Below are 25,510 nucleotides of genomic sequence, written 5' to 3'. Positions count from 1 at the left end.
CCCGGCGCGACGTTACGCCCCGGTCTTGTGCTTGTCCGTACTCTCGCCGTCCGTGCTCTTGTCGTCCGAGCTCTTGTCGCTCTTGTCGCTCTTGTCCGTGCCCTTTTCGGCGGCCTTCTCGGCCTTTTCCTTCTCCTTCTCGGCCTTCTTACGGGCCGCCTCCGCGTCCGCGATCTGCCGCTTGGCCGCGGTCGCGTAGATGTCGACGTACTCCTGGCCGGACAGCTTCATGATCTCGTACATGACCTCGTCGGTCACCGAGCGCAGGATGAAGCGGTCGCCGTCCATGCCGTGGTAGCGGCTGAAGTCCAGCGGCTTGCCGATCTTGATGCCGGGGCGCATCAGCTTGGGCATCACCTTGCCCGGCGGCTGGATCTTCTCGGTGTCGATCATCGCGACCGGGATCACCGGCGCGCCCGTCGCCAGCGCGACCCGCGCCAGACCGCCGGGCTTGCCGCGGTAGAGGCGGCCGTCCGGCGAGCGCGTGCCCTCCGGGTAGATGCCGAAGAGCTCACCGCGCTTGATGACCTCGATCCCGGCCTTGATCGCGGCCTCGCCCGCGCCCCGGCTGCCCGAGCGGTCCACCGGCAGCTGGCCGACGCCCTTGAAGAACGCCGCGGTCAGCCTGCCCTTGATCCCCGGAGTGGTGAAGTACTCCTGCTTGGCGATGAAGGTGACCTTCCGGTCGAGCATCGCGGGCAGGAAGAAGGAGTCGGAGAAGGAGAGGTGGTTGCTCGCGAGGATGGCCGGCCCCTCGTCGGGGACGTTCTCCAGTCCCTCGACCCAGGGCCGGAAGGCGAGCTTCAACGTCCCACCCACCGACAGCTTCATTGCACCGTAGAACAACCGAGAACCTCCTGTATCCGACGAGGAGACCTTAACCTGCCTACCCCCGGTGGGGCGCGCCGCGTACGCTGAGGTCCCGTTGACCGCTACACCACCGAACGGAGATCCGTGGTGCCGCTCCTCCCCGGAGCCGAGCCGTTCCGCCACGACGGCGGAGAGATCGGCGTCCTCGTCTGTCACGGCTTCACCGGTTCGCCGCAGTCGGTGCGTCCCTGGGCCGAGCACCTCGCACGGCGCGGACTCACCGTCTCGCTTCCGCTGCTCCCCGGCCACGGGACCCGCTGGCAGGATCTCGCGGTCACCGGGTGGCAGGACTGGTACGCCGAGGTCGACCGGGAGCTGCGGGCGCTGCGCGAGCGGTGCGCCCGGGTCTTCGTCTGCGGGCTGTCGATGGGGGGCGCGCTCGCGCTGCGGCTGGCCGCCCAGCACGGCGCCGAGATCAGTGGCGTCGCCGTCGTGAATCCCGCCAACCGGATCCACGATCCGCTGGCCGTGGCCCTTCCGGTGCTGCGTCATCTGGTGCCCTCCGTCAAGGGGATCGTGAGCGACATCGCCAAGCCGGGTTCCCAGGAATCGGGATACGACCGGATGCCGCTGCACGCGGTGCACTCGATGCGCCGCTTCTACCGGGTGGTCGACGCCGAACTGCCGCAGGTGACCCAGCCGCTGCTGGTGATGCACAGCCCGCAGGACCACGTGGTGCCGCCCGCCGACTCCGAGCGCATCCTGAGCCAGGTCTCGTCCCGGGACGTCACCGAGCGGCGGTTGGAGCGCAGCTACCACGTGGCGACGCTGGACTACGACGCCGAGTTCATCTTCGAGGAGACGGACACGTTCATCACCCGGCTGACCGCGGGTATGGGAGAGGACAACGGGGCGCACCCCGGGGACGTCGGCGGGAAGGAGGGGGCGGCGGCCAGTGGCTGAGCGCGATTCGAACGAGAACGAGGCGGGGGCGCGCCGGGACGACGACGCCGCCTTCGCGGCGATCGTCGCCGCGTACGGGGAGGAACCGCCGGACCCGCCGGAGGCGGAGCGGTGGCCCGTCGCCGAGAACCTGACGGAGAAGTGGGGCCGCGAGGACGCCCGCCGCGAGGACCGGCGCGACGACCCGCTGGACGAGCTGGACGACGGGTTCGAGAGCCGTTTCGATGACGACTTCGACCCCGACGTCGAGGACGACCGCAGGGGCACGACGGCCCCGGACGCCCTCACCAAGGCCGATAGGGCGGATCAGGCCGATACGGCGGATAAGGCGGACACGAGCGATCCGGGCGACGCGGCCGACAAGGGCGACAAGCCCGTCGGCAGCTTCATCGTGTTCGCGCCGGGCGTGGGCCCGCGCGACTGGGACGCCACGGATCCCTCCGAGGACGACTTCGACGAGACCGACGAGGGCCACTTCGTCCCGCCCGAGCCGCCGCCGCTGCCCGAGTCCGACACCACGTCCCGGTTCGCCTGGCTGGGCGTGCTGGGCGGGCCGCTGCTGCTGCTCGGCGTGGTGCTGTTCCAGGTGGAGCTGACCTGGTGGATCGCGACGCTGGGCGTCGGCGGCTTCCTGGGCGGCTTCATCACGCTGGTGATGCGGATGCAGGACAGCGACGACGAGGAGGACGACGACCCGGGGCGCGGCGCCGTCGTCTGATCCTCATCCGGAGCGGGTCCTACGGGGCCACGCGGGGCAGCCGGAGCGCGGCCAGGACCGGCAGGTGGTCCGTGGCCGCCCGCAGATCGGCGTCCTGGACGCCGGGCAGCCCGGACGGCACCCCGCAGCCGATGATCTCGATGCCGTCGGACGCGAACAGCGCGTCGATGCGGCGGCGCGGATCGCTCGGGTCGAACGTGGCCTCGCTCCCCCACGGCTCGGTGGCCCAGCCGTCCCGCAGCGTCCCGGCGATGCGGCGGAAGGCGCGGCCGTCGGGCTGCTCGTTGATGTCCCCGGCGGCGACGGCGTACGGCACGTCGAGCGCGGCGACCCGGTCCAGCAGCATCCCGGCCTGGTCGTAGCGCTCGGCCGCGGCCAGGCTCAGATGGCAGCTGACGACGCCGAGGCGAATGCCGTCGTCGTCCCGGTGGCCGCCGCCGAAGCGCAGCACGGCGGTGGCGAAGCCACGCCGGTGCAGTCCGGGGACGCGGGGCAGCAGGATGTCCTCGGCCCGCTCGACGTGGGCGCGCAGCGAGGTGAGGATCATGGGGCCGGTGGCGGTGGCCCCGCCCGTGGCGTAGACGAGGCCGGTCTCGCGGGCCAGCCATGCGACGGCCTTGCGCCAGCGGAAGAAGCGCGGCGCCTCCTGGACGCAGACCACATCGGGGGCGCAGGCCCGGATCACCCGGGCCAGCGCCTCGCGGTCGTCGCGCAGTGAGCGGATGTTGTAGCTGAGCACCCGCACCACGGCCGCGTCGGGGCCGGTGGTGGAGGCGGGCAGATCCGCGAGCACCACGGTCCCCCCCCTTACGGCCGTCAGCCCTGGCGGGCGAGGTCGGCCGCGCCGACCAGCCCGGCCTTGCCGCCGAGCTGGGCGGCCAGCACCTGGGCGTGCGGCCGCCACTGGTTGCCGACCAGCCAGCGGCGGAACGACTTGCGGATCGGCTCCAGGACGAGGTCGCCCTCGTCGGAGACCCCGCCGCCGACGATGAACGCCGAGGGGTCGAAGAGCGAGGCGAGGTCGGCGAGCCCGGCCCCGGCCCAGCGCGCCAGCTCGCGGAAGGAGTCGATGGCGACCGGGTCGCCCTGGCGGGCGGCGTCGCTGATGTGCTTGCCCTGGATGTTCTCGGCGGTGCCGTCGCCGAGGCCGAGCAGGATCTCGGCGTTCTCCGGGGTGGCGTTGGCGCGCTGCTTGGCGTACCGCACGAGGGCGCGGCCGGAGGCGTACTGCTCCCAGCAGCCCTGGCTGCCGCAGCCGCAGAGCAGACCGTCGGGGACGACCCTTATGTGGCCGAACTCGGCCGCGACGCCGAAGCGGCCGCGGTGCAGCTTGCCGCCGATGATGATGCCGCCGCCGAGGCCGGTGCCGAGGGTGATGCACACGACGTCGTCGTGGCCCGCGCCGGCGCCGAACCGGTACTCGCCCCACGCGGCCGCGTTCGCGTCGTTCTCGACGACGACGGGCAGGCCGACGCGCTGCTCGACCTTGTCCTTCAGCGCCTCGTGCCGCCAGTTGATGTTGGGCGCGAAGAGCACCGTGGCGCGCTTGTCGTCCACGTAACCGGCCGCGCCGATGCCGACCGCCTCGACGTCATGACCGGTGCTGACCTTGCGCACCGCGTCCGCGATGGCGTCGACCACTCCCTCGGGGGTCGGCGGGGTCGATACCTTGCTCGTTTCGAGAATCGAGCCCTCTTCGTCGACCACGCCAGCCGCGATCTTCGTGCCGCCGATGTCGACGCCGATGGTGAGTCCCATGAGTCCCTCAGTTATTTGGTCGAACCCCGCCACCGCTAACGGTACCGGAGGTAGCGCTCAATCGAGGTCGATGTGTTCACTACTCGAACTCTGACCTTCGTCTCCACCAGACGCGCCCCCGCTGTCGTCACCACGGGTCCAACGCTGCTCCTGGCCCGTCACGGCGGCGCGGTAGGCGGCGAGCAGTTCACTTCCGGCGCTGGCGAGATGCTCGAATACGTCGGGATTGCGCTCTATGACCGGCTCAACGGCCGCCTTCGCCCCTGCGATCAACTGTTGTACGGCCCCCTCCACCGGCGTACCGGCGAGCGGGGTGTGGAGCCCGGCCAGCTTCTCCGCGACGGCGTCGGCCAGCTTGCGCAGTTCCTCGGCGGCGCTGCCCGGCTCCCCGCCGCCGCCCTCACGGGCCCGCCGCCGTTCCTTCTCGGCGGCCAGGTCCTCGGCGCAGGCGCGCTCCCAGGCGTCGGGGTCGATCTCGGTGACCGGTACGTCGGTGCCGGGGCTGTCGGCGGGACGCTCGGTGGCATCGCTCATGGCGAACTCCTGCGGCGGGGAGGCTGGCTGCCCGGTCCGTTCGTTCAACCGGGCTTGCTCTCGACGTTACCGGAACGACGGGCCTCGGTCAGAGCCCGCGGAGGGCACCGCAGGGGCGTACGGGAGGTCAGGGCCGCCTCGGCCACAGGTCGGGGTCCGGGGTGAAGCGGACCTGGAGGTGGCCGTCGCGCAGCCCGGCCCCGGAGACCGTGCAGCGGCGCAGCGCGGACGGCAGCGGCAGCACGCGGTGGAACGGTCCGACCGTGACGATCAGTTCGTCGCCGCGCCGGACCAGGCCCAGCCCGTCCCGGGAGGCACCGGGCAGCGGCAGCCGCCACAGCAGAACCCCCTCGTCGGCCAGCCGGTCCTCGACGGTCCACGGGTCGGCCGCCGGGCGGTCAGGGCGCGGGTCGGGCGGCCCGACGGGACCGGCCAGCGCGCCCAGTCCGGCGGTCGGGCGGGGCGCGCCGCCCCCGCCGGAGACCACCACGCCGGAGATCACGCCGGGGGCGTCACCGGGGCCGTTGTCGGCGGTGTCGGCGGTGTCGGTGGCGTCGCCGAGGCCCTGCGGATCGCGGCCCAGATGCGGCAGCTCGCGGACCGGCACGGCGGGTGCCCACTGCTCGTACAGGTCCTTCAGCGCGGCCTGCTGCTGCCCGGACAGCGCCCCGAGCCAGGGGTCGGGGGTGCCGGTGGGCAGCAGCCGGTTGGCGACGACCGACTCCACCCGGCAGCCGTGCAGCGCGAGCCCGGCGCGGGCGGTGCGCAGCGCGCGGTCGGCGAGCGGCCCGGGCTCCACCACCACCCGTACGGTCGTGGCCTCCGACTCCAGGACGCCCTGGATGGCGGCCAGCTCGTGCTCCCAGCGCTCGGCCAGCTCGTACAGCTTCTGCGCGGGCATCGGCATCCCGGCGAGCTGCGCCAGCATCGGCCGCAGCGCGCGGGCCGCCTGCCGCTCGGCGGGCAGCAGCCGCCGCAGATAGCGGCGCAGTTGTTCGGGCAGGGCGAGCAGGGCGACGGTCTCCGGCGCGGGCGGCAGGTCGACCACGAGGACGTCCCAGCCGGTGCCGGGCGGGGCGGTCTGCGCGGCGCGCAGCGCGCGCAGCAGCGCGACCGACTCCACGCCGGGGAGCGCGGTCAGCTCCTCGCCGTCCAGCGGGGTCGAGCCCAGCATGTCGAGCATGCCGCGGCCGCGGTCCTGGAGGACGGTCAGCTCGTCGCGGAACCACTCCTCGGTCACGACCCGCGCGGCCCACAGCCCGGGGGTCAGCGCGACGGGTACGGACCACGGCAGCCGGTCGGCGCTGCGCCCGGGCGCGCCGCGCAGCGGGCCGATGCCGAGCAGCGCCTCGGGCGTGCCGTCCCGGTCCGCGGTGAGCAGCAGGGTGCGCTGTCCCTCGCGGGCGGCGGCGAGGGCGGTCGCGGCGGCCACGGTGGTGCGGCCCGCGCCGCCCGTACCGGTGACGAGGACCGTACGCATGAAGAAAGCCTCCGGCAGGGTGGTACGTGGGTGTGCGGTGCGGCTCCCGGTGGCCGCCTCCGCCGGAGCGTACCCCGCCACCGGCCCCGCTCCCGGCCCGATGGCGACCGCGCGCCGAAGAGGGGGGTTAAGCGGCTTCGACCCGCTTCTTCAGGCCCGCGAGCGCCCGGTCGATGATGACCTTCTCGGCCTTGCGCTTGATCATGCCGAGCATGGGGATCTTGACATCGACGGTGAGCTGGTACGTCACCTCGGTGCTCTTGCCGCCCTCCAGCGGGGCCAGCCGGTAGGAGCCGTCGAGGGTGCGCAGCATCTGGGACTTGAGCAGGGACCAGCTGACCTGGTCGCCGCTCCAGGTGTACTGGAGCGTGTAGTCGTCCTTGATGGCCCCGGCGTCGAGCACCATCCGCACCTGCTCGCCGCGCCCCTGGCCGTCCTTGGTGAGGATGTCGGCCTCCTTCACCTCACCGGACCACTCCGGGTAACGGTCGAAGTCGGCGATCACCTCCATCACGTCGGCCGGGGCCGCCTCGATCGTGATGCTCGAGCTGGTGTGTTCCGCCATCGCCGTGGCTCCTCCGTACCGGTCCGCCGCATGGGGTGTCTGCCGGTGAAGGCTATCGCGGGTGGGTCACCACTCCAGGGTCCAGGGGGTCCCGGAGGAGGCGAAGTGTCCGACGTTGACGCATTCGGTGGCGCCGATCCGCATGCGGCGGGCGAGCGGCTGGTGGACATGGCCGAAAAGCGAATAGCGGGGGCGAAGGGTGTGGATCGCGTCCAGCAGCGCCTCGCTGCCGCGCTCGAAGCGGCGGGCGACGGTGTCGTAGCAGAGGTCCGGCACCTCCGGCGGGATGTGGGTGCACAGCACGTCCACCTCGCCGCGCCCGCCGAGCGACGCGATCTTCTCGGCGTACGCCTCGTCGTCGATCTCGTACGGGGTGCGCATCGGGGTGCGCAAGCCCCCGCCGACGAAGCCGAAGACGAGACCGCCGATCTCGACCCGCTCGCCGTCGAGGATCGTGGTGCCGGATTCGGCGTATTCCGGCCAGAGCGCCGGTATGTCGACATTGCCGTAGGTGGCGTACGTCGGGGCGGGGAAGGCGGCGAACAGCTCGGCGTATTGCCTGCGTACGGCGGACTCGATGGCCGCGTGGCGGTCCATTCCGTCCCACAGCCGGTTGCCCAGTTCGCGTGCCTCCTCGAACCGGCGGGCGGTGCGGAGTTCGACCAGGCGGTGGGCGTTCTCGACGCCGAAGAGGTCGGGGAAGATGCCGCGGGAGTGGTCTGCGTAGTCCAGGAAGAGGACGAGGTCGCCGAGGCAGATCAGGGCGTCGGCCCCGTCTCCCGCCTTCCCCAGATCCTGACTGTTCCCGTGCACGTCACTCACCACGTGGACTCGCATGCGTGTCACCCTAAGACCTGTGACCATCCGTCCGTAAGGTGTTCCGTTCGCACAGTGACCCGCGTCCACCTGCGGTTCCTTCCGGGCCCCGAGGGCGGTCCACTAGTCTGCGGGCAGTATGGAGGCGGTGTGTGACGCATAAAACATCTGTACGGAAACCCCTATCCCACAGCCATACCGATGGGTAACGTCCGGGCAGTCCAGCACCCCCATTGCCCTGTAGCGGCGCCGGCGCCCACGAGGAGCAGCAGTCTTGCGCGAGTTCAGCCTTCCGGCCCTTTACGAGGTTCCGGCCGACGGCAATCTGACGGACCTCATCCAACGCAACGCGGCGCAGCACCCGGATGTCGCGGTGGTCGGCCGCAAGGTTGACGGCCGGTGGGAGGACGTCACCGCGGCGGACTTCTTGGCCGAGGTGCGCGCCGCCGCCAAGGGCCTGATCGCGGCCGGGGTGTCGCCGGGCGACCGGGTCGGCCTGATGTCGCGCACCCGCTACGAGTGGACGCTGCTGGACTTCGCCATCTGGAGCGCGGGCGCCATCACCGTGCCGGTGTACGAGACGAGTTCACCGGAGCAGGTGCAGTGGATCCTCAGCGACTCGGGCGCGGTCGCGGTCCTCGTCGAGACCGGGGTGCACGAGGCGGCCGTGGAGTCCGTACGGGACACCCTGCCCGCACTGAAGCACGTCTGGCAGATCGAGGACGACGCGATCGGGACGCTGCGGACGCTGGGTTCGGACGTCAAGGACGAGACGGTGGACGAGCGGTCCTCGCTCGCCAACGCGGACTCCCCCGCCACCATCGTCTACACCTCGGGCACCACCGGCCGCCCCAAGGGCTGCGTCCTGTCGCACCGCAGCTTCTTCGCCGAATGCGGCAACGCGGTGGCGCGGCTCAAACCCATCTTCTCCACCGGTGACTCCTCCGTGCTGCTCTTCCTCCCGGAGGCGCACGTCTTCGGGCGATTGGTGGAGATTTGCGCGGTCCTGGCGCCGATCAAACTCGGCCATGTTTCGGACATCAAGACGCTCACCGATGAACTCGCCGCCTTCCGGCCGACCTTGGTGCTGGGCGTGCCGCGCGTCTTCGAGAAGGTCTACAACTCGGCGCGGGCCAAGGCCCAGGCCGAGGGCAAGGGAAAGATCTTCGACAAGGCCGTCGACGCCGCCATCGCCTACAGCAAGGCGCTGGACACCGAGTCCGGGCCGTCCTTCGGACTCCGGCTCAAGCACCGGGTCTTCGACCGGCTGGTCTTCAGCAAGCTGCGCGCCGCCCTCGGCGGCCGCGCCACCCACGCCATCTCCGGCGGCGCCCCGCTGGGCGAGCGGCTCGGCCACTTCTACCGGGGCATCGGCTTCACGGTCCTGGAGGGGTACGGCCTGACCGAGTCCTGCGCGGCCACCACGTTCAACCCGTGGGACCGGCAGAAGATCGGCTCGGTCGGCCAGCCGATGCCGGGCACGGTGGTCCGTATCGCCGACGACGGCGAGGTGATGCTGCACGGGGACCACCTGTTCACGGAGTACTGGAACAACGAGGCGGCGACGGCGGAGGCGCTGGCCGACGGCTGGTTCCACACCGGGGACGTCGGCACCCTCGACGAGGACGGCTACCTCACCATCACCGGCCGCAAGAAGGAGATCATCATCACCGCGGGCGGCAAGAACGTCGCCCCCGCGGTGATCGAGGACCGCATCCGGGCGCACGCCCTGGTCGCCGAGTGCATGGTCGTCGGCGACGGCCGCCCGTTCGTGGGCGCGCTGATCACCCTGGACGAGGAGTTCCTGCCCCGCTGGGCCGCCGAACACGGCAAACCGGACGGTGCGACGGCGGCCGACCTGCGCGAGGACGCCGATCTGCTGGCCGAGATCCAGACGGCCGTGGACGACGGCAACGCGGCGGTCTCGAAGGCGGAGTCGGTGCGGAAGTTCCGGGTGCTGACGCAGCAGTTCACCGAGGACTCGGGGCATGTGACGCCGTCGCTGAAGCTCAAGCGGAACGTGGTGGCGAAGGACTTCGCGACGGAGATCGAGGCGCTGTACGGAGGCTGAGCGCCGCGCCGTCCGGTGGGCCCGGGGCTCGTTCGAGCCCCGGGCCTCCTTTTGGTCAGAGCAGCGAACGCAGCCGGTCCGCCAGCAGGTCCCAGCGCCAGCGCTCCTCGACCCAGGCGCGGCCCCGCTCGCCCATCCGGCGGCGCAGCGCCTCGTCCTCCAGCAGGGCCACGATCCGCTCCGCGCTCTGCTCCGCGGAGCCGCCCGGCACCACCCACCCGGTCTCGCCCTCCAGCACCGCGTCCGGCGCGCCGCCGGAGTCCCCGGCGACCACCGGAAGCCCGGTCGCGGACGCCTCCAGGTAGACGATGCCCAGGCCCTCGACGTCCAGCCCGCCCCGCCGCGTACGGCACGGCATGGCGAACACGTCGCCCGCACCGTAGTGGGCGGGCAGCTCCTCCCACGGCACCGGGCCGGTGAACCGTACGGATTCGGCCACGCCCGTCGTCTCCGCGAGCCGCCGCAGATCCTTCTCGTACGGTCCGCCGCCCACGATCAGCAGGACCGCGGCCGGCACCCGCTTCAGGATGTGGGGCATCGCCTCGATCAGCGTGTCCTGCCCCTTGCGCGGCACCAGCCGCGATACGCACACCACGACCGGCCGCTCCGCGAGCCCCAGCCGGGCCCGGATCTCGTCCCCGCCCGAGCCGGGGTGGAACGTCTTCTCGTCCACCCCCGGCGGCAGTTGCACCATGCGGGCGGCGGCCTCGGGGGTGAGGGCCTCGGCGATGCGGGAGCGGGTGTACTCGCCGAGGTAGGTGATCGTGTCCGTACCCTCGCCGATCCGGCGCAGCAGCGTGCGGGAGGCGGGGAGCTGGGCCCAGGCCGCCTCGTGCCCGTGCGTGGTCGCCACCGCCCGTTCGGCCCCCGCCTTGCGCAGCGCCGGGGCCATCAGCGCGAGCGGGGCCGCGGCCCCGAACCACACCGAGCCGCAGCCGTGCTCGCGCAGCAGCTCGGTGGCGCGGCGGGCGACGCGGGGCGTGGGCAGCAGCATCGTCGTACGGTCGCGGATGACGGGGAACGGCTGCTCGGCGTCGAACCGGGCGGTGGCCTGTTTGCCCTCCTCGCCGTGCTTCCAGGTGGAGGCGTAGACGACGATGCGCTCCGGGTCGAGGCGGAGGGCGATGTTGTGCAGGAACGCCTGGATGCCGCCGGGGCGGGGCGGGAAGTCGTTCGTCACGAGCAGGGTCTTGTCCATCGTGGCCGACAGTACCGGGTGGGTGCGGCGCGACGTTCTGCTCCCCACCCCGCCCCTTCCCGAAACCGGGGGCAAGCCCCCGGCCCCCGTACCGGGCCCGCCCCCGGGGCTGGGTGCGGCTCCGCCGGGTGGGGCCCGGGGTTTCGTCGCCGGGTGCGGGCCGGTGGCCGGGTTGTGCCCACCCGTTCCTCCCCCAGCTACCGCTGGGAGGTGCCCCCTCCGCGGAACGATTGCCCACAACCAGGTCAGCCTCTCCGGCGCTTGAGGAGCGGGGTGCAGGGGGCGGAGCCCCCGCAGCGGGGTCCAGGGGCGGAGCCCCGGTTTCGGGGAGGGGCGGGGTGGGGGCTAGCCCAGCACTCCCGCCACGTACTTGCGCCACTCCGCCGTGAAGTCCGTCAGGCTGACGTCCAGCACCTCGCGCAGGCCCGCCTCCACCGCGCCCTCGCGCCGCGGAGCGGCGCCCACCGCTCGGTACAGGGCGACCAGCTTCCCCGCGCCCCAGCGGTCGGCGATCATGCGACAGGCCAGCCAGCCCTGCTCGTAGGCCTCGGAGAGCCGGTCGGGGCGGCTGCCGAAGCGGAAGGCCTCGTCGGGCGGGAGGGCCTTCGGGAGGCGGCCGGAGGCGACGGACTCGGAGAGCTCGGGGGCGACTTGGCGCGGGGTGCGCCCGGGGGTGCGGTAGCCGGTCCAGTCGGCGAAGCCCTCGGAGAGCCACAGCGGCGTGGCGGCGGTGGTGGCGGCACGGGTCGCGACGTGGGCCGTCTCATGGGTGACCACGACCTGGCGGCCGAAGTCACCGAGCGCCCGGTACGCATCGGGGTTGACGATCACACGGTCGGCCGGTGAGGAGTCGCTCGCGCCGCCGACCTCGCCGGTGGTGACGGCCGCGATGCCCCGGTAGCCGCTCGCGGAGGCGCCCAGCAGGGCGGCCATCCGGTCCAGCGAGGCGGGCACCTCGACGACGACGCGCCCGGCCCAGGAGCCGGGCCAGACCCGGTCGAGGGCGGGCACGGCCCGGTCGGCGGTGGCGGCGACGCCGCGCAGCAGCCTGCGGTTCTGGCCGACGCCGAGGACGAGGCTGTGCTTGCCGCGGACGACGTCGACCCGGCCCTGGTCCCACAGCTGGTCGACGCCGCGCTTGCCGTCGACCCGGCCGTCGTCGGCGGCGACGAACCACCGGCCGTCGCGCTGCGCGAGCGTCAGGTACTGGGGGGCGACGACGGGCGCGGTGTCGTACCCGGCGAGCCGGTAGCGGAGTTCGACCTGCGCGGCGAGGCGGCGGCCGCTGCCGACGGCGGGCCGGAAGCCGCCGGTGCGCACCAGCCGGTACGTCCAGGAGCGCAGCGGTACGGCGGACAGGCGGCGGAACACCCGCCGCTGCTCGGCCCGGTAACCGGCCGCGCCACGGTCGACGGTGGCGAGGAAGGCGCCCGCGTTCCGGCCGCGTACCGCCGCGGCCCGCTGGTCGAGCATGCGCTGCACGGCGCGCCCGTCGCGCCCCGCGGGGTCGTCGGGCGGAACGGTCGTGCCGCACGCGGTGAGCGCGGCCAGCGGCAGCGCCCACACCACCGGCAGACAGAGTGCCGTCCGCCATCGCCCCGATCTCCACCGACCCGTCACGCCATAGATCGTACGAGCCGCCGCCGTGCTTCAGACGCGCGTGATGGAAAAGATCGGCATCATGCCGACGGGGTCGTAGCGGACCGCCGCACCGGGGTAGGGCGCGTGGATCACCCGGCCGCCCCCGGCGTACATGGCGACGTGCCCGGCATCGGAGCGGTAGACGACCAGGTCGCCGGGGCGGGCCTGGGACAGCGGCACGGACTGCCCGGTGTGCGCCTGGGCCTGGGAGGTGCGGGGGATCGCCACCCCGGCCCGGCGGTAGGCCCATTGGGTCAGCCCGGAGCAGTCGAAGGCGGTGGGCCCGGCCTGCCCCCAGGCGTACGGCAGGCCGACCGCGGCCCGCGCCGCGCCGAACGCCGCGGCGGCGCGCGGCGAGGACGGCGGCAGACCAGGTGTTGCATGCGCGCCACCGGGGGGCGCGCCCGGTACGGCGTGCGCCCCGTGCCCGTCCCCGGCGCGCGAGGCGCGTGCGTACGCCTCCCACTCCCCCGGCCGCAGCGCGCCCAGCAGCCGTCGCGCGGTGGCCAGCTTGCGCTGCACCTCGCGCTTGTGGCGGGCGACGGCCAGGCGGCTGCGCTCCAGCTTCAGCAGCCGGTCCGCGGCCTCCGCGCGCTGCTGCCGCAGGGTGCGCTGGGCGCGGGCCAGGACCCGCAGCTGACCGGCCTGGCGGCTGGTGATGCGGTCCAGCATGGCGGCCCGGTCGAGGTAGTGGGCCGGGTCGGAGGAGAGGAGGAGGGCGAGGCCCGGGTCGAAGCCGCCGGTGCGGTACTGCCCGCCCGCGATCGCGCCGAGCGCCACCCGCATCCGGTTGACCCGCTCCTGGGCGCGGGCCGCGCGGTCCCGGAGGCGGTCCGTCTCGCGGCGCAGCCGGTGGGCGCGGGTGCCGGCCGCGTTGTAGCGCTCGGTGGCCCGCTCCGCCTGTTCGTAGAGCCGGTCGATCCGGTCGGCGGCGGTGCGGTCCGCGGGGCGGTCCGCCGGGGTGTCGTGGGGTTCGGCCCCGGCCGGGGCGGCCAGCACGGCGCCCGTGGCGGCGGCCGCCGATGCGGCGGTCCAGACGACGGTGGCCCGGACGGGCCCGGGCTTCGAGGCGCGGCGAGAGGACGCCATGGGAGCCGCACTCCCTTCCGCGGAGTCGGTGAGGAACTGCGCGCAGACAGTAGCGGCGCCACCACCCGGGGGCCAAAGCCGATCGCGGGCACACAAACTGACGCCCCGCCGGAGACCGCAGGTCACCGACGGGGCGGGAGTCGTGGGGAGTTGTCCTGATTCGCCCGAACGGACGCCGTCAGACCCGCACGCCGAACTGGAACGGCATGTTGTCCATCGACTCGAAGCGCACACCGGCACCGGGCTTGGGGGCGTGCAGCACCTGCCCGTTGCCCGCGTACAGGCCTATGTGGTGCAGGTCGCCGTAGAACAGCACCAGGTCGCCGGGCTTGAGCTCGCCGCGGCCGATCCGCGTACCGGCGTTGGCCTGGTCCTGGGAGATGCGCGGCAGCTGGACCCCGGCCTGCTGGTACGCCCAGCCGGTGAGGCCGGAGCAGTCGAAGGAGGACGGGCCGGTGGCGCCCCAGACGTACGGCGAGCCGATCTTGGTCTTGGCGGCGGCCAGCGCGGCGGCGGCACGCTGCGAGTCGGGCACCTCACTGCCCAGGTCGACGCGACTGCTGGCGCGGTTGGCGCGCTCCCGCTCCTCCTGCGCCATCTTGGCGCGTTCCTGCTCGGTGAGGGTGTTGAGGAGGTTGCGGGCCTTGGTGAGCTTGCCCTGGATCTGCTTCTTCTTCTCGCCCAGGGCCTTCCGGGTGTCCGCCAGGTCCTGGAGCTTGGTGGACGCCTCCTCGCGCTGCTGCTTGAGCATGCGCTGCTTGTCGGCGATCTTCCGCAGGGACTCGGCCTGCTTGCCGCTCACCTGGTCGAGGGTGGACGCCTTGTCGAGGTAGGTGTCCGGGTCGGAGGAGAGGATCAGCTGTACGGAGGGGTCGATACCGCCCGTGCGGTACTGGGCGGTGGCCATGGAACCCAGTCCGTCGCGCAGCTTGTTCAGGTCCTGCTGGCCGCGCGCCACGTTGTCCTGGAGGTCGCCGACCTGCTTCTCCAGCTTCTCCTGCTTCTCCTTGGCGCCGTTGTACTTCTCGGTCGCCGCCTCCGCCTCTTCGTAGAGCTTGTCGACCTGCTCCTTGACGTCCTTCTTGTCCTGCTTCGGAGCGGCCTGGGCGGCCTGGGACGTGAGCGCGACGGCGGCTGCGGCGGTCGCCGTGAGTACGGATACCCGAGTGCGGCTCGGCTGCTTGGGTCGACGGTGGGACGCCACGAAGGCGAGCTCCTTCTTCCTCCGGCCGCCTACCAGGGGTTGAAACGCGCCCCCCGGCTCCGCGGATACGCCGCGGACTCGGCGGTACCCCCGCTGTCACCCCGGATGGGTGATCAACCGCGCGAAGGTTCGAGCCGACATTAGTGACCCTGCCGTGATCCGTTCAAATCCCGACGACAAAAAAATTGGCCAGGGACGCATCTTTTACAAACATCGCACGGGCAGTGACGGTCAATTGACACTGTGCTGATGCTGAGCGCCCGTCAGGTGCGCGCAAGTCGCTTCAGCAACAGGGCGGATGCCACGGGGCGCGCTCCGGCGCGTGCGACCCCGTCCGCGACCTCGCGGTCGGTCGACACCACGACCACCGGACGGCCCGGTGGCTCGGCCCGCACCAGCTGCCGGATCAGCTCGTCCGCCGTCACCCCGGGCTTGCTGAACAGCACCCGGACCCCGCGCGGCGGCGCCAGCAGCACCGGAGCGGCCAGCTCCGCCCCGTCGAAGACACACGTCATCTCCGCGCCCGTCTGCGCCGCGAGCACCGCGAGCCCGCCCAGCAGCCGCAGCCGCTGCTTCTCCAACGGCATCGTCGGATAGCCGGTCTTGGTGACGTTGTAGCCGTCCACCACCAGATGCGCCTGCGGCAGGGCCAGCAACTGGTCCAGCAGCGCCGGGTCCATCTCCGACAGCGCCCTGGTGCTTATGTCCTTCGGCGTCATCTTGCCCGGTTCGACCGCGTCCACCGTGTCCGCCGGGTGCATCGACGCGGGCGGCAGCGCCAGTTCGCGGCGCAGCCCCTGGGCCGCGTCCAGCACCGTGTCCAGCAGCAGCCGCAGCCGCATGTCCTCCACGCTGCGGCCCTCGCGCACCGCCCGCCGGCTCGCCTCCAGCGCGGACTCCGCCTCCGCCAGCCGGGCCCGCAGCCGCCGCGCCTCACCGTCGGCGGCCGCCTGCCGCGTCGCGGCCTCCGACCGCACGGTCTCCAGCTCGCCCTCGACCTTGCGCAGCGCCGCCGCCCCGCGCTTCACATCGCTCTGCGCGCTGCGCAGCTTGCGCTGCACCGCGTCCGTCTCCTTGCGGGCCGCGTCCAGCTCGGCGCGGACCCGGTCGGACTCCTTGCGCGCCGCCGCGCGGGCGGTGGCCAGCTCCTCGCGCAGCCGCTGGAGCTCGCGCTCGGCCTCCTCGCCCGCCCGCTCGGCCGACGCCCGCTGGGCCTCCTCGCCCGCCGCCTCGACGAGCTTCACCCAGCCCGCTGGGCGCAGTACGTACGCCACCGCCGCGACGTCCACCGGATCCGCGGCCGCGGGCGGCGAACCGCCCTCGATGGCCTCGGTCAGTTCCGTCTGGGTCTCGCGCAGCCGCTGTCCGATCCGCTGCCGGAAGACGGGGTCGCTCTCCACCGCGGCGGCCATCGCGTTGCCCGCGAACTTCGCGCGCCGGTTCGGGGTGAAACGGGCGTACTGCCGCAGCTGGGGTGGCAGCTCGGTGACCGTCAGACCACCGAACGCATCCGCGACCAGCGCCACCACACGCCGCCGCACCCCTTCCGGCAGGGGGCGGTCCAGCGCCTCGGTGACGCCCTCGGCGTCACCGGCCGCCTCGCGGCCGCCCGTCCGGTCCACCACCTTCTCCTCGCTCCGTGTCTCAGGCGCTCGCGTTCGCACTCGGACGGTCCACCAGCTCGATCTGGTCGACCGCGTTGCACCAGCGACAACGCACTGACTCAATGGTCTCACTGAGCACATCGCGCTCCTCGACCCGAGGCTCCCCCGCCAGGTCCAGGTGGATGAACTCGACGGCCTTCGTCGAGCGGGTCACATCGAAACGGGTGAGGTTGCCGCACAGGGTGCAGCGCCAGCGGGTCTCGGCTGTCGGCGTGGGAACGGCCATGGTGTCGGGTCCTCGCTACTCGGGCTCATCGGCGTCCTGTAACCCTACGGCCTGAGCCCCGGGGGTTGTCGGGCCCGTACCCCCGCCCCCGGGCGGCGGCGAGGCGCTCTGGGCAGGTTGTGCCGGGTACGCGATGATCTGCCCATGATCGAGAAGTCGGCGGGGTCCGGCCGTCCCGTGATGACGTACGCCCTCATCGTCACCTGCTGCCTGATCTTCGTCCTCGGACCGGCCTCCGGGCTCGACCCCCGCTACGGCTCCGGCGGGGACCTCCTCCAGGCCCAGACCTCGTACTTCGAGCGCTGGGGCGTCGTCCCCAGCGCCCTGTGGAGCGGCACCCCCGCCGAGCCGCTGACCCCGCTGACCGCGCTCTTCGTCCACGGCAACTGGCTGCATCTCCTCGGCAACATGCTGTTCCTCTACGTCTTCGGGGCGATGACCGAGGAACGCATGGGCCGTATGCACTTCGCCCTCTTCTACCTCGTCACCGGCTATCTCGCGCTCCTCGGCTACGCCGCCGCCCACGCCTCATCGCCGCAGACGCTGGTCGGCGCCTCCGGCGCCATCTCCGGCGTCCTCGGCGCCTTCTTATGGCTCTTTCCGCGCGCCCGGGTGACCAGCCTGTTCCCGTTCCTGTTCTTCCTCCCGCTGCGCTTCCCCGCCTGGGCCGTACTGATCTTCTGGGTCACCCTCCAGTGGCTCGCCGCCCGCCAGGCCGACGCCCGCCCCGGAGTGGCCTACCTCGCCCATCTCGTGGGCTTCACCCTGGGATTTCTCTACGCGTGGGCCCGCTTCGGACGGCCGGATAGAGTGGGCGGCGCAGCCAGGTCCAGCGAGGGAGAAAGCCAGCCGTGATCACTTCGATCGTGCTCATCAAGACCAGCGTGGACCGGATCCCGGAGACCGCCGAGAAGATCGCCGCGATCGAGGGCGTCAGCGAGGTCTACTCGGTCACCGGCGCGCACGATCTGATCGCGATGGTGCGGGTGGCCCGCCACGACGACCTCGCGGACATCATCACGGGCCAGATCAGCAAGCTGCCGGGGGTGGCCTCCACCGAGACCCACATCGCGTTCCGCACCTACTCCCAGCACGACCTGGAAGCCGCGTTCGCCATCGGTCTCGACAGCTAGGTCGTATCGGGCTAGCGCGCGGGCACGCAGCGGCCGTCCTCCGTGCGGTACTCCCACTTCGCGCCGTCCCGGACCAGCTCCTTCACCGCCCGGACGAAGCGCTCCACATGCTCATCCGGGGTGCCCGCGCCGAAGCTGACGCGGATCGCGTTCAGGGAGCGCTCCCCCGGGGCGGCCTCGGGCGCGCCGCACTCCCCCGGGTCGCCGGCCTCGCCACCCAGCAGGGTCCGCACCAGCGGATGCGCGCAGAACAGCCCGTCCCGTACGCCGATCCCGTACTCCGCGGACAGCGCCGCCGCGAAGTGCGAGCTGTTCCAGCCCTCCACGACGAACGACAGCACCCCCACGCGCGGCGCGTCGTCGCCGAACAGCGACAGCAGCCGCACCTCGGGCACCTCCGCCAGCCCCTCCCGTACGGTCGCGATCAGCTGCCGCTCCCGCGCCACCAGGCCGTCGAACCCGGCCTCGGACAGCGCCCTGCACGCCGAGGCGATCGCGTACACCCCGATCACGTTCGGCGAACCGGCCTCGTGCCGCGCCGCGGTGGTGTGCCACTCGACGTCCACCCCGCCGTCGTCCCGCCGCGCGACCTTGCGGCTCGCGCCGCCGCCCGCCAGGTACGGCCGCGCCTCGCGCAGCCAGTCGGCCCGGCCCGCCAGGACGCCCGCCCCGAACGGCGCGTACAGCTTGTGCCCCGAGAACGCCACCCAGTCCACGTCCGCCTCCGCGATGTCCACCGGGTGGTGCGGGGCCAGCTGCGCGGCGTCCAGCACGATACGGGCGCCCCGCGCGTGCGCCGCCGCGGCCAGCTCCCGCACCGGCCACAGCTCGCCCGTCACGTTCGACGCGCCCGTCACGCACACCAGCGCCGGGCCCCCGGCCCGCCCCGCCAGCGCCTTCTCCAGCGTCTCCACGGCCTCCCGCGGCGAGCGCGGCGCGCTCAGGTAGGTCACCCGGGTGTCCTCCCGCTGCTCCCACGGCAGCAGCGAGGCGTGGTGCTCGGTCTCGAACACGAACACCTCCGTGCCGGTGGGCAGCGCGGCGGCCAGCAGGTTGAGCGAGTCGGTGGTCGAGCGGGTGAAGACCACCTGGTCGTCCTCCCGGCACCCCAGAAACGCCGCGACGTCCTTGCGGCTCGTCTCGAAGAGGTCCGTCGACAACTGCGACAGGTACCCCGCGCCGCGGTGGACGCTCCCGTAGTACGGGGCGTACGCGGCGACGTCGTCCCACACCCGCCGCAGGGCGGGCGCGCTGGCCGCGTAGTCGAGGGCTGCGTAGGTCACCTCACCGCCGGTGACCAGGGGCACGGTGACGTCACTGCCGAGGACGGCGAGCGGGGCGGAGGTCTCGACAGCAGAAGGGCACACGGACATGGCGAATTCTCCCGATGGGGTTGCGAGCATGCGGAAACTCGCTCAACGCACGGTGGGCTCCGCGCGGAGCAGGGGGGAAAACGGGGCGCTGCGGCCCTAGCGCATTCGCTGCGTCACGGAGAAACTCCCTCGACCACCAGGACCCCTAGTGCGAGGGGTCCGCGCTTGCCGCACGCCTCGCTGCGGGCGGCCTGGTCATCACCCGGGGCACCCCGCCACGGACGGAGGGTTGCCGGACAGCGGGCCGGGGCCGAAGTCGCTGTCGCTCGTGACCTGGGGGGATTATGCCATGCGGACGCGCGACACCTCAGCGCGCGTCCGCATAGTGGACGCGGGGCGGGGGCTTCCCCCACCCCGCCCCTCCCCGAAACCGGGGGCAAGCCCCCGGGCCCCACCGGGGCTCCGCCCCCGACCCCGCCGGGGCTCCGCCCCCTGCACCCCCGCTCCTCAAACGCCGGAGGGGCTGGGTGGTACGCCCGGAGGGCTGGGGACGGGGCAAGAGCTGAGGAGCGGGCGCGAGGGCTGAGGAGCGGGCGCGAGGTTGGGGAGGTCGACCTGGTTGTGGGCAATCGTTCCGCGGAGGGGGCACCTCCCAGCGGTAGCTGGGGGAGGAACGGGTGGGCACAACCCGGCCACCGGGCCGCACCCGGCAACGAAACCCCAGGCGCCCGTTACGCGTTGCTGGCCCGGACCCACCGTTCCAGGGACTGCCTCGCGGCGCCCGAGTCGATCGAGGCGGCGGCTCGGGTGACGCCCGCCGCGATGCGGGCCGGGAGCGGGGTGTCAGCGGGCTCGCGGTCCCAGTCCAGGGTCGCCAGGGCGGCGGCCGAGTTCAGGAGGACCGCGTCGCGGACCGGGCCCGTCTCGCCCGCCAGCAGGCGGCGGGCCACGTCCGCGTTGTGCGAGGCGTCGGCGCCGCGCAGCGCCTCCACCGGGGCCAGGTCGAAGCCGATGTCGCGCGGGTCGAACGTCTCCCGGCGGACCGTGCCGTCCCGCACCACCCACACCTGGGAGGTCGCGGTGACGGTCAGCTCGTCCAGACCGTCGTCGCCCCGGAAGACCAGCGCCGAGGAGCCCCGCTCGGCCAGCACCCCGGCCATGATCGGCGCCATGCGGGCATCGGCGACGCCCGTCACCTGGCAGCGGACCCGGGCCGGGTTGGTGAGCGGGCCGAGGAAGTTGAACGGGGTGGCGATGCCCAGCTCGCGGCGGGCCGCCGCGACGTGCCGCAGCGACGGGTGGAACTTGACCGCGAAGCACATGGTGATGCCCGCTTCCTCGGCGATCTCGGCCACCCGCGCCGGGCTCAGATCCAGGTTGACGCCGAGCTTCTCCAGGACGTCGGAGGCGCCGCTCGCGGAGGACGAGGCGCGGTTGCCGTGCTTGACGACGCGCGCGCCCGCCCCGGCCGCCACCAGGGCGGACATGGTCGAGATGTTGACGGTCTTGGCACGGTCGCCGCCCGTGCCGACGATGTCGACGGTCGGCCCGGGCACCTCGATCGTCTTGGCGTGCCCGTACATGGCGCGGACGAGGCCGGACAGCTCGGCCACGGTCTCGCCCTTGGCCCGCAGCGCGACCGCGAACCCGGCGATCTGGGCGTCGGTGGCCTCCCCGCGCATGATGCGGTCCATGGCCCAGGCGGTGTCGTCGGCCCCGAGGTCCTGGCCGCCGAGGAGGGAGCTGAGCACATCCGGCCAGGTGCGGGCCGTCGCGGTGCTGTCGCCTCCGGCTGGGGTCACAACGTCCATGGTCCGCTCCTGAGTGGCTATGGCTCGATCAGGCCAAGCCTATCGGCGCGGAAGACGTTCATGACCACGACCGGGGCCCCGGTCCGGACGGTGAGGTCCGGGCCGGGGCCCCGGTCTGTGGCGTCAGATGACGGAAGAGATCAGTGGTGGCCGTGGCCGCTGGTGATCTCCTTGTACTCCTCGGAGGTCGGCTTCGGGATGAAGGCGTCCTTGCCGTAGTACGACTTGGACAGCCTGGCCCGCAGCTTCTGCGACCCCTTGACCTTGCGGCGGACGCCGTTCTCGTCGACCTCGGGGCCGATCTCGTACGCCTTCGGCTGCTCGTGCTGGGTGAGCACGTGCAGCTGCTCCTGCGTGAGCGGCTCGTGCACCTCGATGAACTCACCGTGCGGCAGGCGCTTGATGATGCCGGTCTCGCGACCGTGCAGCACCTTCTCCTTGTCGCGGCGCTGGAGGCCGAGGCAGATCCGCTTGGTGGCGATGAACGCGAGGACCGGGCCGGCGAAGAAGCCGATCCGCACGAACCAGGTGATCGAGTTGATCGACAGGTGGAAGTGGGTGGCCCACAGGTCGTTGCCGCCGCCGATCAGCATCACGAAGTACGCGGTCAGCCAGGCGACACCGAAGGCCGTACGGGTCGGGGCGTTGCGCGGGCGGTCCAGGATGTGGTGCTCGCGCTTGTCGCCGGTGATCCAGCCCTCGATGAAGGGGTAGAGGCCGATCGCGAAGAGGACCAGCGGGAAGAGCACGATCGGGATGAACACGCCCAGGACGAGCGTATGACCCCAGGCGTTGATCTCCCAGGCGGGCATCACACGGACCAGACCCTCGGCGAAGCCCATGTACCAGTCGGGCTGGGCGCCGGTGGAGACCTGGTCGGGCCGGTAGGGGCCGATGGTCCAGACCGGGTTGATGGTCGCGATCGCGGAGATGGCCGCGATGACGCCGAAGACCAGGAAGAAGAAGCCGCCCGCCTTGGCCATGTAGACCGGCAGCAGGGGCATGCCGACGACGTTCTTGTTGGTCTTGCCGGCCCCGGGGTACTGCGTGTGCTTGTGGTAGAAGACCAGGATCAGGTGCGCCACCAGCAGGCCGAGCATGATGCCCGGCAGCAGCAGGACGTGGACCGGGTAGAGCCTCGGGATGAGGTCCATGCCCGGGAACTCGCCGCCGAACACGAACATCGAGATGTAGGTGCCGACGACCGGGATCGACAGGAACACGCCCTCGATGAACCGCAGACCGGTGCCGGAGAGCAGGTCGTCGGGGAGCGAGTAGCCGGTGAAGCCGGTCAGCATGCCGAGGAAGAACAGCAGGAAGCCGAACAGCCAGTTGATCTCACGCGGCTTGCGGAACGCGCCGGTGAAGAAGACGCGCATCATGTGCACGAACATCGCGCAGAGGAAGACCAGCGCGGCCCAGTGGTGGATCTGCCGGATCAGCAGACCGCCGCGCACCTCGAAGCTGATGTCGAGCGTCGAGGCGAACGCCTCGGACATCCGGACGCCCTGCATCGGGACGTACGGGCCGTGGTACACGACCTCTTCCATGCTGGGGTGGAAGAACAGCGTCAGGTACACACCCGTGAGGATGATGATGATGAAGCTGTAGAGCGCGACCTCGCCCAGCATGAAGGACCAGTGGTCCGGGAAGATCTTGCGCATGTTGGCCCGGGCCAGGCTGTAGATGCCCAGCCGGCCGTCGGCCCAGTCGGCGACGCGCTCGCCCGCGGGCGCCTTGCCGCGCCGTGGCGCCTGCTCGTTTTCAGTACTCATCCGCGCTCCCAGTAAGCAGGACCGACGGGCTCCGAGAAGTCGCCCATGGCTTCGAGGTACCCCTGGTCATTGGCCCTGATCCGCAGCTGGGGCAGTGCGTGACCGGCCGGACCGAAGATCACTCGGCCACCGTCGGAGAGGTCGAACGTCGACTGGTGGCAGGGGCACAGGACGTGGTGGGTCTGCTGCTCGTACAGGTTGATCGGGCAGCCGACGTGGGTGCAGATCTTCGAGAAGGCGACGATGCCCTCGTGCGACCAGTCCAGCTCGCGCTTGTCCTTGATGTTCTCCGGCTGGAGCCGGACCAGCATCAGGGCGGCCTTGGCGATCTGGGTCTGGAAGTCGTGGTCCTCCTCGCTCATGCCCTCGGGCATGGCGAAGGTCAGGGAGCCCACGGAGATGTCCTCGGGCCGCAGCGGCTGCATGGTGTTGTAGTTCATGAGCCGCTTGCCCTTGGCCCACTCGGTGTGCCGGAGCTTGGTGCCCGGCAGCGGACCGAGGTCGCGCAGCAGCACGACGCCGGAGAGCGGCACCAGCGCGAGCGCGCCGAAGAGGGTGTTGCGGGCGAGCTTGCGGCGGCCGAAGCCGGACTCCTTGGCACCCGCCGCGAAGTCGTCGAGGACCTTCGCCTTGACCTCGGGGCTCGCCTCGATGGGGTGCCGCTCGTCGGCGATCTCCACGTCGGACATCAGGGTGCGGGCCCAGTGGACCGCACCGGCGCCGATGCAGAACAGCGCGATGCCGAGGGTGACACCCAGCGCGAAGTTCAGCGCGCTGATGTGGCCGATCGGGAAGACGTAGATGTACTTGTCGACCGGCAGCGCCACGTAGGAGGCGATGAAGGCGATCGTCGCCAGCATCGAGACCGTGAACATCAGGGCGACGGTGCGCTCGGACCGCTGGGCGGCCCGCTCGTCGATGTCCTGCTGACGGTGCTCGTGCGGGGGCAGCCCCGGGTCGGCGAACGGGTCTTCCGCGACTACGGTCGCGCCGCCCTCCGCCCGCTCCTCGGGCAGCTTCTCTTCTGCTTGTGAAATCTCGTGGCTACTCATGACTTCTTGGCCTTTGCGGTCCGGGCGGCGACCCAGATGGTGAGGACGATCAGCGCGCCCATGCCGAAGACCCAGGCGAAGAGGCCCTCACTGACCGGGCCGAGCCCGCCGAGCTCAAGGCCACCGGGGGTCTTGGACTTGTCGCTGTTGACCGTTTCGAGGTACGCGATGATGTCCTGCTTGTTCTTCTCCGGCATCGTGGTGTCGGGGAAGGAGGGCATGTTCTGCGGGCCCGTCTGCATGGCCTCGTACAGATGCTTCTTGCTCACGCCCTCGAGGGACGGCGCGTACTTGCCGTTGGTGAGGGCACCACCCTTGCCGGCGAAGTTGTGGCACTGCGCGCAGTTCGTACGGAAGAGCTCTCCGCCCTTCGCGACATCCGCGTCGTCGGTGCTGTACTGGCCCTTGGAGGGCGTCACCGGCCCGGCGCCGAGCGAGGAGATGTACGCGGCCAGCTGCTCGATCTCGGCGTCCGAGTAGACCTTCTTCTTCTTCGGCACCTGGGCGCCCGGCTGCTGGGCGGGCATCCGGCCGGTGCCGACCTGGAAGTCGACGGCCGCCGAGCCGACGCCGACCAGACTCGGGCCGTCAGTGGTCCCCTGACCGCCCGTACCGTGGCAGCTGGCGCAGCCGACGGAATAGAGCTTCTTGCCCTCCTCGATGGCGAGGGACTGGGCGGAGCTGTCATCGGCCTTCGCCTCGCTCGGCGAGAACGCGGCGTACAGCCCCCCAGTGACCGCCAGCGCGAAGAGTAGGACGACGAGCGCAGCCAGCGGATGGCGCCGTCGTGCGGAGAGCTTTTTCACGGATTACCCCGGTGTCAGGATCTTCTGCGTCGATGCTTTAAGGACGTGCTTCCGGTCGCGGTGACCGGCTTACTTGATCATGTAGATCGTGGCGAAGAGGCCGATCCAGACGACATCGACGAAGTGCCAGTAGTAGGACACGACGATGGCCGCCGTCGCCTGCTGGTGGGTGAACCTCTTGGCCGCGTACGTCCTCCCCAGGACCAGCAGGAAGGCGATGAGCCCGCCCGTCACATGCAGTCCGTGGAAACCGGTGGTCAGGTAGAACACCGAGCCGTACGGGTCGGAGGAGAGCGAAAGCCCGTCCTTCTTGACCAGCTCGGTGTACTCGAAGATCTGACCGCCGATGAAGATCGCGCCCATGATGAAGGTGATCACGAACCAGGAGCGCAGCTTCCTCACGTCGCCGCGCTCGGCGGCGAAGACACCGAGCTGGCAGGTGAGGGAGGAGAGCACGAGGATCGTGGTGTTCGTCGCCGAGAACGGGAAGTTCAGCGCGGACGCCATTTCCTTCCAGTGCTCGGCTCCGGTCACCGATCGCAGGGTGAAGTACATCGCGAAGAGGGCCGCGAAGAACATCAGCTCGGAACTCAACCAGATGATGGTTCCGACACTGGTGAGGTTCGGCCGGTTGACCGACGGGTGCGCGTGCCCGGTTTCTACTGTCGTTGCTGTCGCCACGACCGACATTATGTCGGTCGCTTATCCGGCCCTCACTCCCGGGGGTGCCGTTCGGAGTGTCCAGGGCGGCGTCAAGGGCATCGACGCTGCTCGTCGCGGCTGTTCCGGGTGATCCCTCGAAGGAGGGAGAGATCGGTTCGCCCCCTCCTCCGGAAGGCTGTACGGGAGTAACATCCGCCACAGGAGCCCGGTAGTCCCCTTG

At 71.7% G+C, this 25,510-nt stretch carries 24 protein-coding genes and 1 riboswitch; of the genes, 5 read left to right on the top strand and 19 right to left on the bottom strand.

The window, feature by feature from the left end:
• Positions 1-12: 12 nt before the first annotated feature.
• Complete coding sequence (locus tag LCH29_RS10375; protein WP_446461700.1) at positions 13-831, bottom strand: lysophospholipid acyltransferase family protein; 819 nt, start codon at positions 829-831, stop codon at positions 13-15.
• Positions 832-957: 126 nt separating this feature from the next.
• On the opposite strand from LCH29_RS10375, the gene LCH29_RS10370 reads away from it, so the two are divergent.
• Both LCH29_RS10370 and LCH29_RS10365 read left to right on the top strand, forming a co-directional pair.
• Complete coding sequence (locus LCH29_RS10370) at positions 958-1,773, top strand: alpha/beta hydrolase (RefSeq protein WP_446461410.1); 816 nt, start codon at positions 958-960, stop codon at positions 1,771-1,773.
• Positions 1,766-2,491, top strand: a complete 726-nt coding sequence (locus LCH29_RS10365) for a hypothetical protein (protein WP_446461409.1) — start codon at positions 1,766-1,768, stop codon at positions 2,489-2,491. The genes LCH29_RS10370 and LCH29_RS10365 overlap by 8 nt, the downstream gene beginning before the upstream one ends.
• Before the next feature lie 19 nt (positions 2,492-2,510).
• Here the strand turns inward: LCH29_RS10365 and LCH29_RS10360 are convergent, their stop codons facing one another.
• From LCH29_RS10360 to LCH29_RS10335, 6 genes are all read right to left on the bottom strand, one after another.
• The gene (locus LCH29_RS10360; protein ID WP_446461408.1) at positions 2,511-3,287 is read right to left on the bottom strand and encodes an endonuclease/exonuclease/phosphatase family protein; all 777 of its coding nucleotides are present in this window, start codon (positions 3,285-3,287) and stop codon (positions 2,511-2,513) included.
• A gap of 20 nt (positions 3,288-3,307) precedes the next feature.
• Positions 3,308-4,249: an ROK family glucokinase gene (locus LCH29_RS10355; RefSeq protein WP_123106771.1), complete on the bottom strand. Its 942-nt coding sequence runs from the start codon at positions 4,247-4,249 to the stop codon at positions 3,308-3,310.
• A gap of 57 nt (positions 4,250-4,306) precedes the next feature.
• Positions 4,307-4,783 (bottom strand): DUF5304 domain-containing protein, encoded by a 477-nt coding sequence (locus LCH29_RS10350; RefSeq protein ID WP_446461407.1) that lies wholly within the window; start codon positions 4,781-4,783, stop codon positions 4,307-4,309.
• A gap of 127 nt (positions 4,784-4,910) precedes the next feature.
• On the bottom strand, positions 4,911-6,263 hold the full coding sequence (locus LCH29_RS10345) for an ArsA family ATPase (RefSeq protein ID WP_446461406.1): 1,353 nt from the start codon (positions 6,261-6,263) through the stop codon (positions 4,911-4,913).
• 127 nt (positions 6,264-6,390) lie between these two features.
• Complete coding sequence (locus tag LCH29_RS10340; protein ID WP_446461405.1) at positions 6,391-6,828, bottom strand: SRPBCC family protein; 438 nt, start codon at positions 6,826-6,828, stop codon at positions 6,391-6,393.
• A gap of 66 nt (positions 6,829-6,894) precedes the next feature.
• On the bottom strand, positions 6,895-7,665 hold the full coding sequence (locus LCH29_RS10335; protein ID WP_446461404.1) for a metallophosphoesterase family protein: 771 nt from the start codon (positions 7,663-7,665) through the stop codon (positions 6,895-6,897).
• Between the two features lie 253 nt (positions 7,666-7,918).
• Between LCH29_RS10335 and LCH29_RS10330 the strand changes: the two genes are divergently transcribed.
• Entirely contained in the window at positions 7,919-9,715 is a 1,797-nt protein-coding gene (locus tag LCH29_RS10330; protein WP_446461403.1) for an AMP-dependent synthetase/ligase, read from the top strand.
• Between the two features lie 55 nt (positions 9,716-9,770).
• On the opposite strand, the gene LCH29_RS10325 is transcribed toward LCH29_RS10330, so the two are convergent.
• The 6 genes from LCH29_RS10325 to LCH29_RS10300 form a co-directional block, all read right to left on the bottom strand.
• Positions 9,771-10,913 carry a glycosyltransferase family 4 protein gene (locus tag LCH29_RS10325; RefSeq protein WP_446461402.1) on the bottom strand — a complete coding sequence of 381 codons (1,143 nt, stop codon included), beginning with the start codon at positions 10,911-10,913 and terminating at the stop codon, positions 9,771-9,773.
• 345 nt (positions 10,914-11,258) lie between these two features.
• A complete protein-coding gene (locus LCH29_RS10320; RefSeq protein WP_446461401.1) occupies positions 11,259-12,533 on the bottom strand; it encodes a hypothetical protein in 1,275 nt (424 codons plus the stop codon).
• Positions 12,534-12,563: 30 nt separating this feature from the next.
• Entirely contained in the window at positions 12,564-13,643 is a 1,080-nt protein-coding gene (locus LCH29_RS10315; protein ID WP_446461400.1) for an NlpC/P60 family protein, read from the bottom strand.
• Positions 13,644-13,821: 178 nt separating this feature from the next.
• Complete coding sequence (locus LCH29_RS10310) at positions 13,822-14,847, bottom strand: NlpC/P60 family protein (protein ID WP_446461399.1); 1,026 nt, start codon at positions 14,845-14,847, stop codon at positions 13,822-13,824.
• A gap of 263 nt (positions 14,848-15,110) precedes the next feature.
• Positions 15,111-16,472, bottom strand: a complete 1,362-nt coding sequence (locus tag LCH29_RS10305; RefSeq protein WP_446461398.1) for an NYN domain-containing protein — start codon at positions 16,470-16,472, stop codon at positions 15,111-15,113.
• 19 nt (positions 16,473-16,491) lie between these two features.
• On the bottom strand, positions 16,492-16,737 hold the full coding sequence (locus tag LCH29_RS10300; RefSeq protein WP_009718598.1) for a hypothetical protein: 246 nt from the start codon (positions 16,735-16,737) through the stop codon (positions 16,492-16,494).
• A 144-nt stretch (positions 16,738-16,881) separates the two neighbouring features.
• On the opposite strand from LCH29_RS10300, the gene LCH29_RS10295 reads away from it, so the two are divergent.
• A complete protein-coding gene (locus tag LCH29_RS10295) occupies positions 16,882-17,592 on the top strand; it encodes a rhomboid family intramembrane serine protease (protein ID WP_446461397.1) in 711 nt (236 codons plus the stop codon).
• Positions 17,589-17,870: an Lrp/AsnC family transcriptional regulator gene (locus LCH29_RS10290; RefSeq protein ID WP_446461396.1), complete on the top strand. Its 282-nt coding sequence runs from the start codon at positions 17,589-17,591 to the stop codon at positions 17,868-17,870. The genes LCH29_RS10295 and LCH29_RS10290 overlap by 4 nt, the downstream gene beginning before the upstream one ends.
• A gap of 11 nt (positions 17,871-17,881) precedes the next feature.
• Here LCH29_RS10290 and LCH29_RS10285 read toward each other — a convergent pair whose 3' ends face one another.
• The 6 genes from LCH29_RS10285 to ctaE form a co-directional block, all read right to left on the bottom strand.
• Complete coding sequence (locus tag LCH29_RS10285; protein WP_446461395.1) at positions 17,882-19,243, bottom strand: aminotransferase class V-fold PLP-dependent enzyme; 1,362 nt, start codon at positions 19,241-19,243, stop codon at positions 17,882-17,884.
• Between the two features lie 156 nt (positions 19,244-19,399).
• A riboswitch (SAM riboswitch) is annotated at positions 19,400-19,517 on the bottom strand.
• A 397-nt stretch (positions 19,518-19,914) separates the two neighbouring features.
• Positions 19,915-20,994, bottom strand: a complete 1,080-nt coding sequence (trpD, locus tag LCH29_RS10280; protein ID WP_446461394.1) for an anthranilate phosphoribosyltransferase — start codon at positions 20,992-20,994, stop codon at positions 19,915-19,917.
• 140 nt (positions 20,995-21,134) lie between these two features.
• A complete protein-coding gene (gene qcrB, locus LCH29_RS10275; protein ID WP_446461393.1) occupies positions 21,135-22,769 on the bottom strand; it encodes a cytochrome bc1 complex cytochrome b subunit in 1,635 nt (544 codons plus the stop codon).
• Positions 22,766-23,821: a cytochrome bc1 complex Rieske iron-sulfur subunit gene (gene qcrA / locus LCH29_RS10270; RefSeq protein ID WP_446461392.1), complete on the bottom strand. Its 1,056-nt coding sequence runs from the start codon at positions 23,819-23,821 to the stop codon at positions 22,766-22,768. Before qcrA ends, qcrB begins: the two co-directional genes overlap by 4 nt.
• On the bottom strand, positions 23,818-24,627 hold the full coding sequence (gene qcrC / locus LCH29_RS10265) for a cytochrome bc1 complex diheme cytochrome c subunit (protein ID WP_446461391.1): 810 nt from the start codon (positions 24,625-24,627) through the stop codon (positions 23,818-23,820). Before qcrC ends, qcrA begins: the two co-directional genes overlap by 4 nt.
• Before the next feature lie 69 nt (positions 24,628-24,696).
• A complete protein-coding gene (ctaE, locus tag LCH29_RS10260; protein ID WP_179933802.1) occupies positions 24,697-25,317 on the bottom strand; it encodes an aa3-type cytochrome oxidase subunit III in 621 nt (206 codons plus the stop codon).
• Positions 25,318-25,510 lie beyond the last annotated feature (193 nt).

The organism is Streptomyces sp. BRA346 (genome assembly GCF_052851135.1).
The sequence above is the reverse complement of the archived record's forward strand: the minus strand, read 5'-3'. Positions and strand labels throughout refer to the sequence as shown.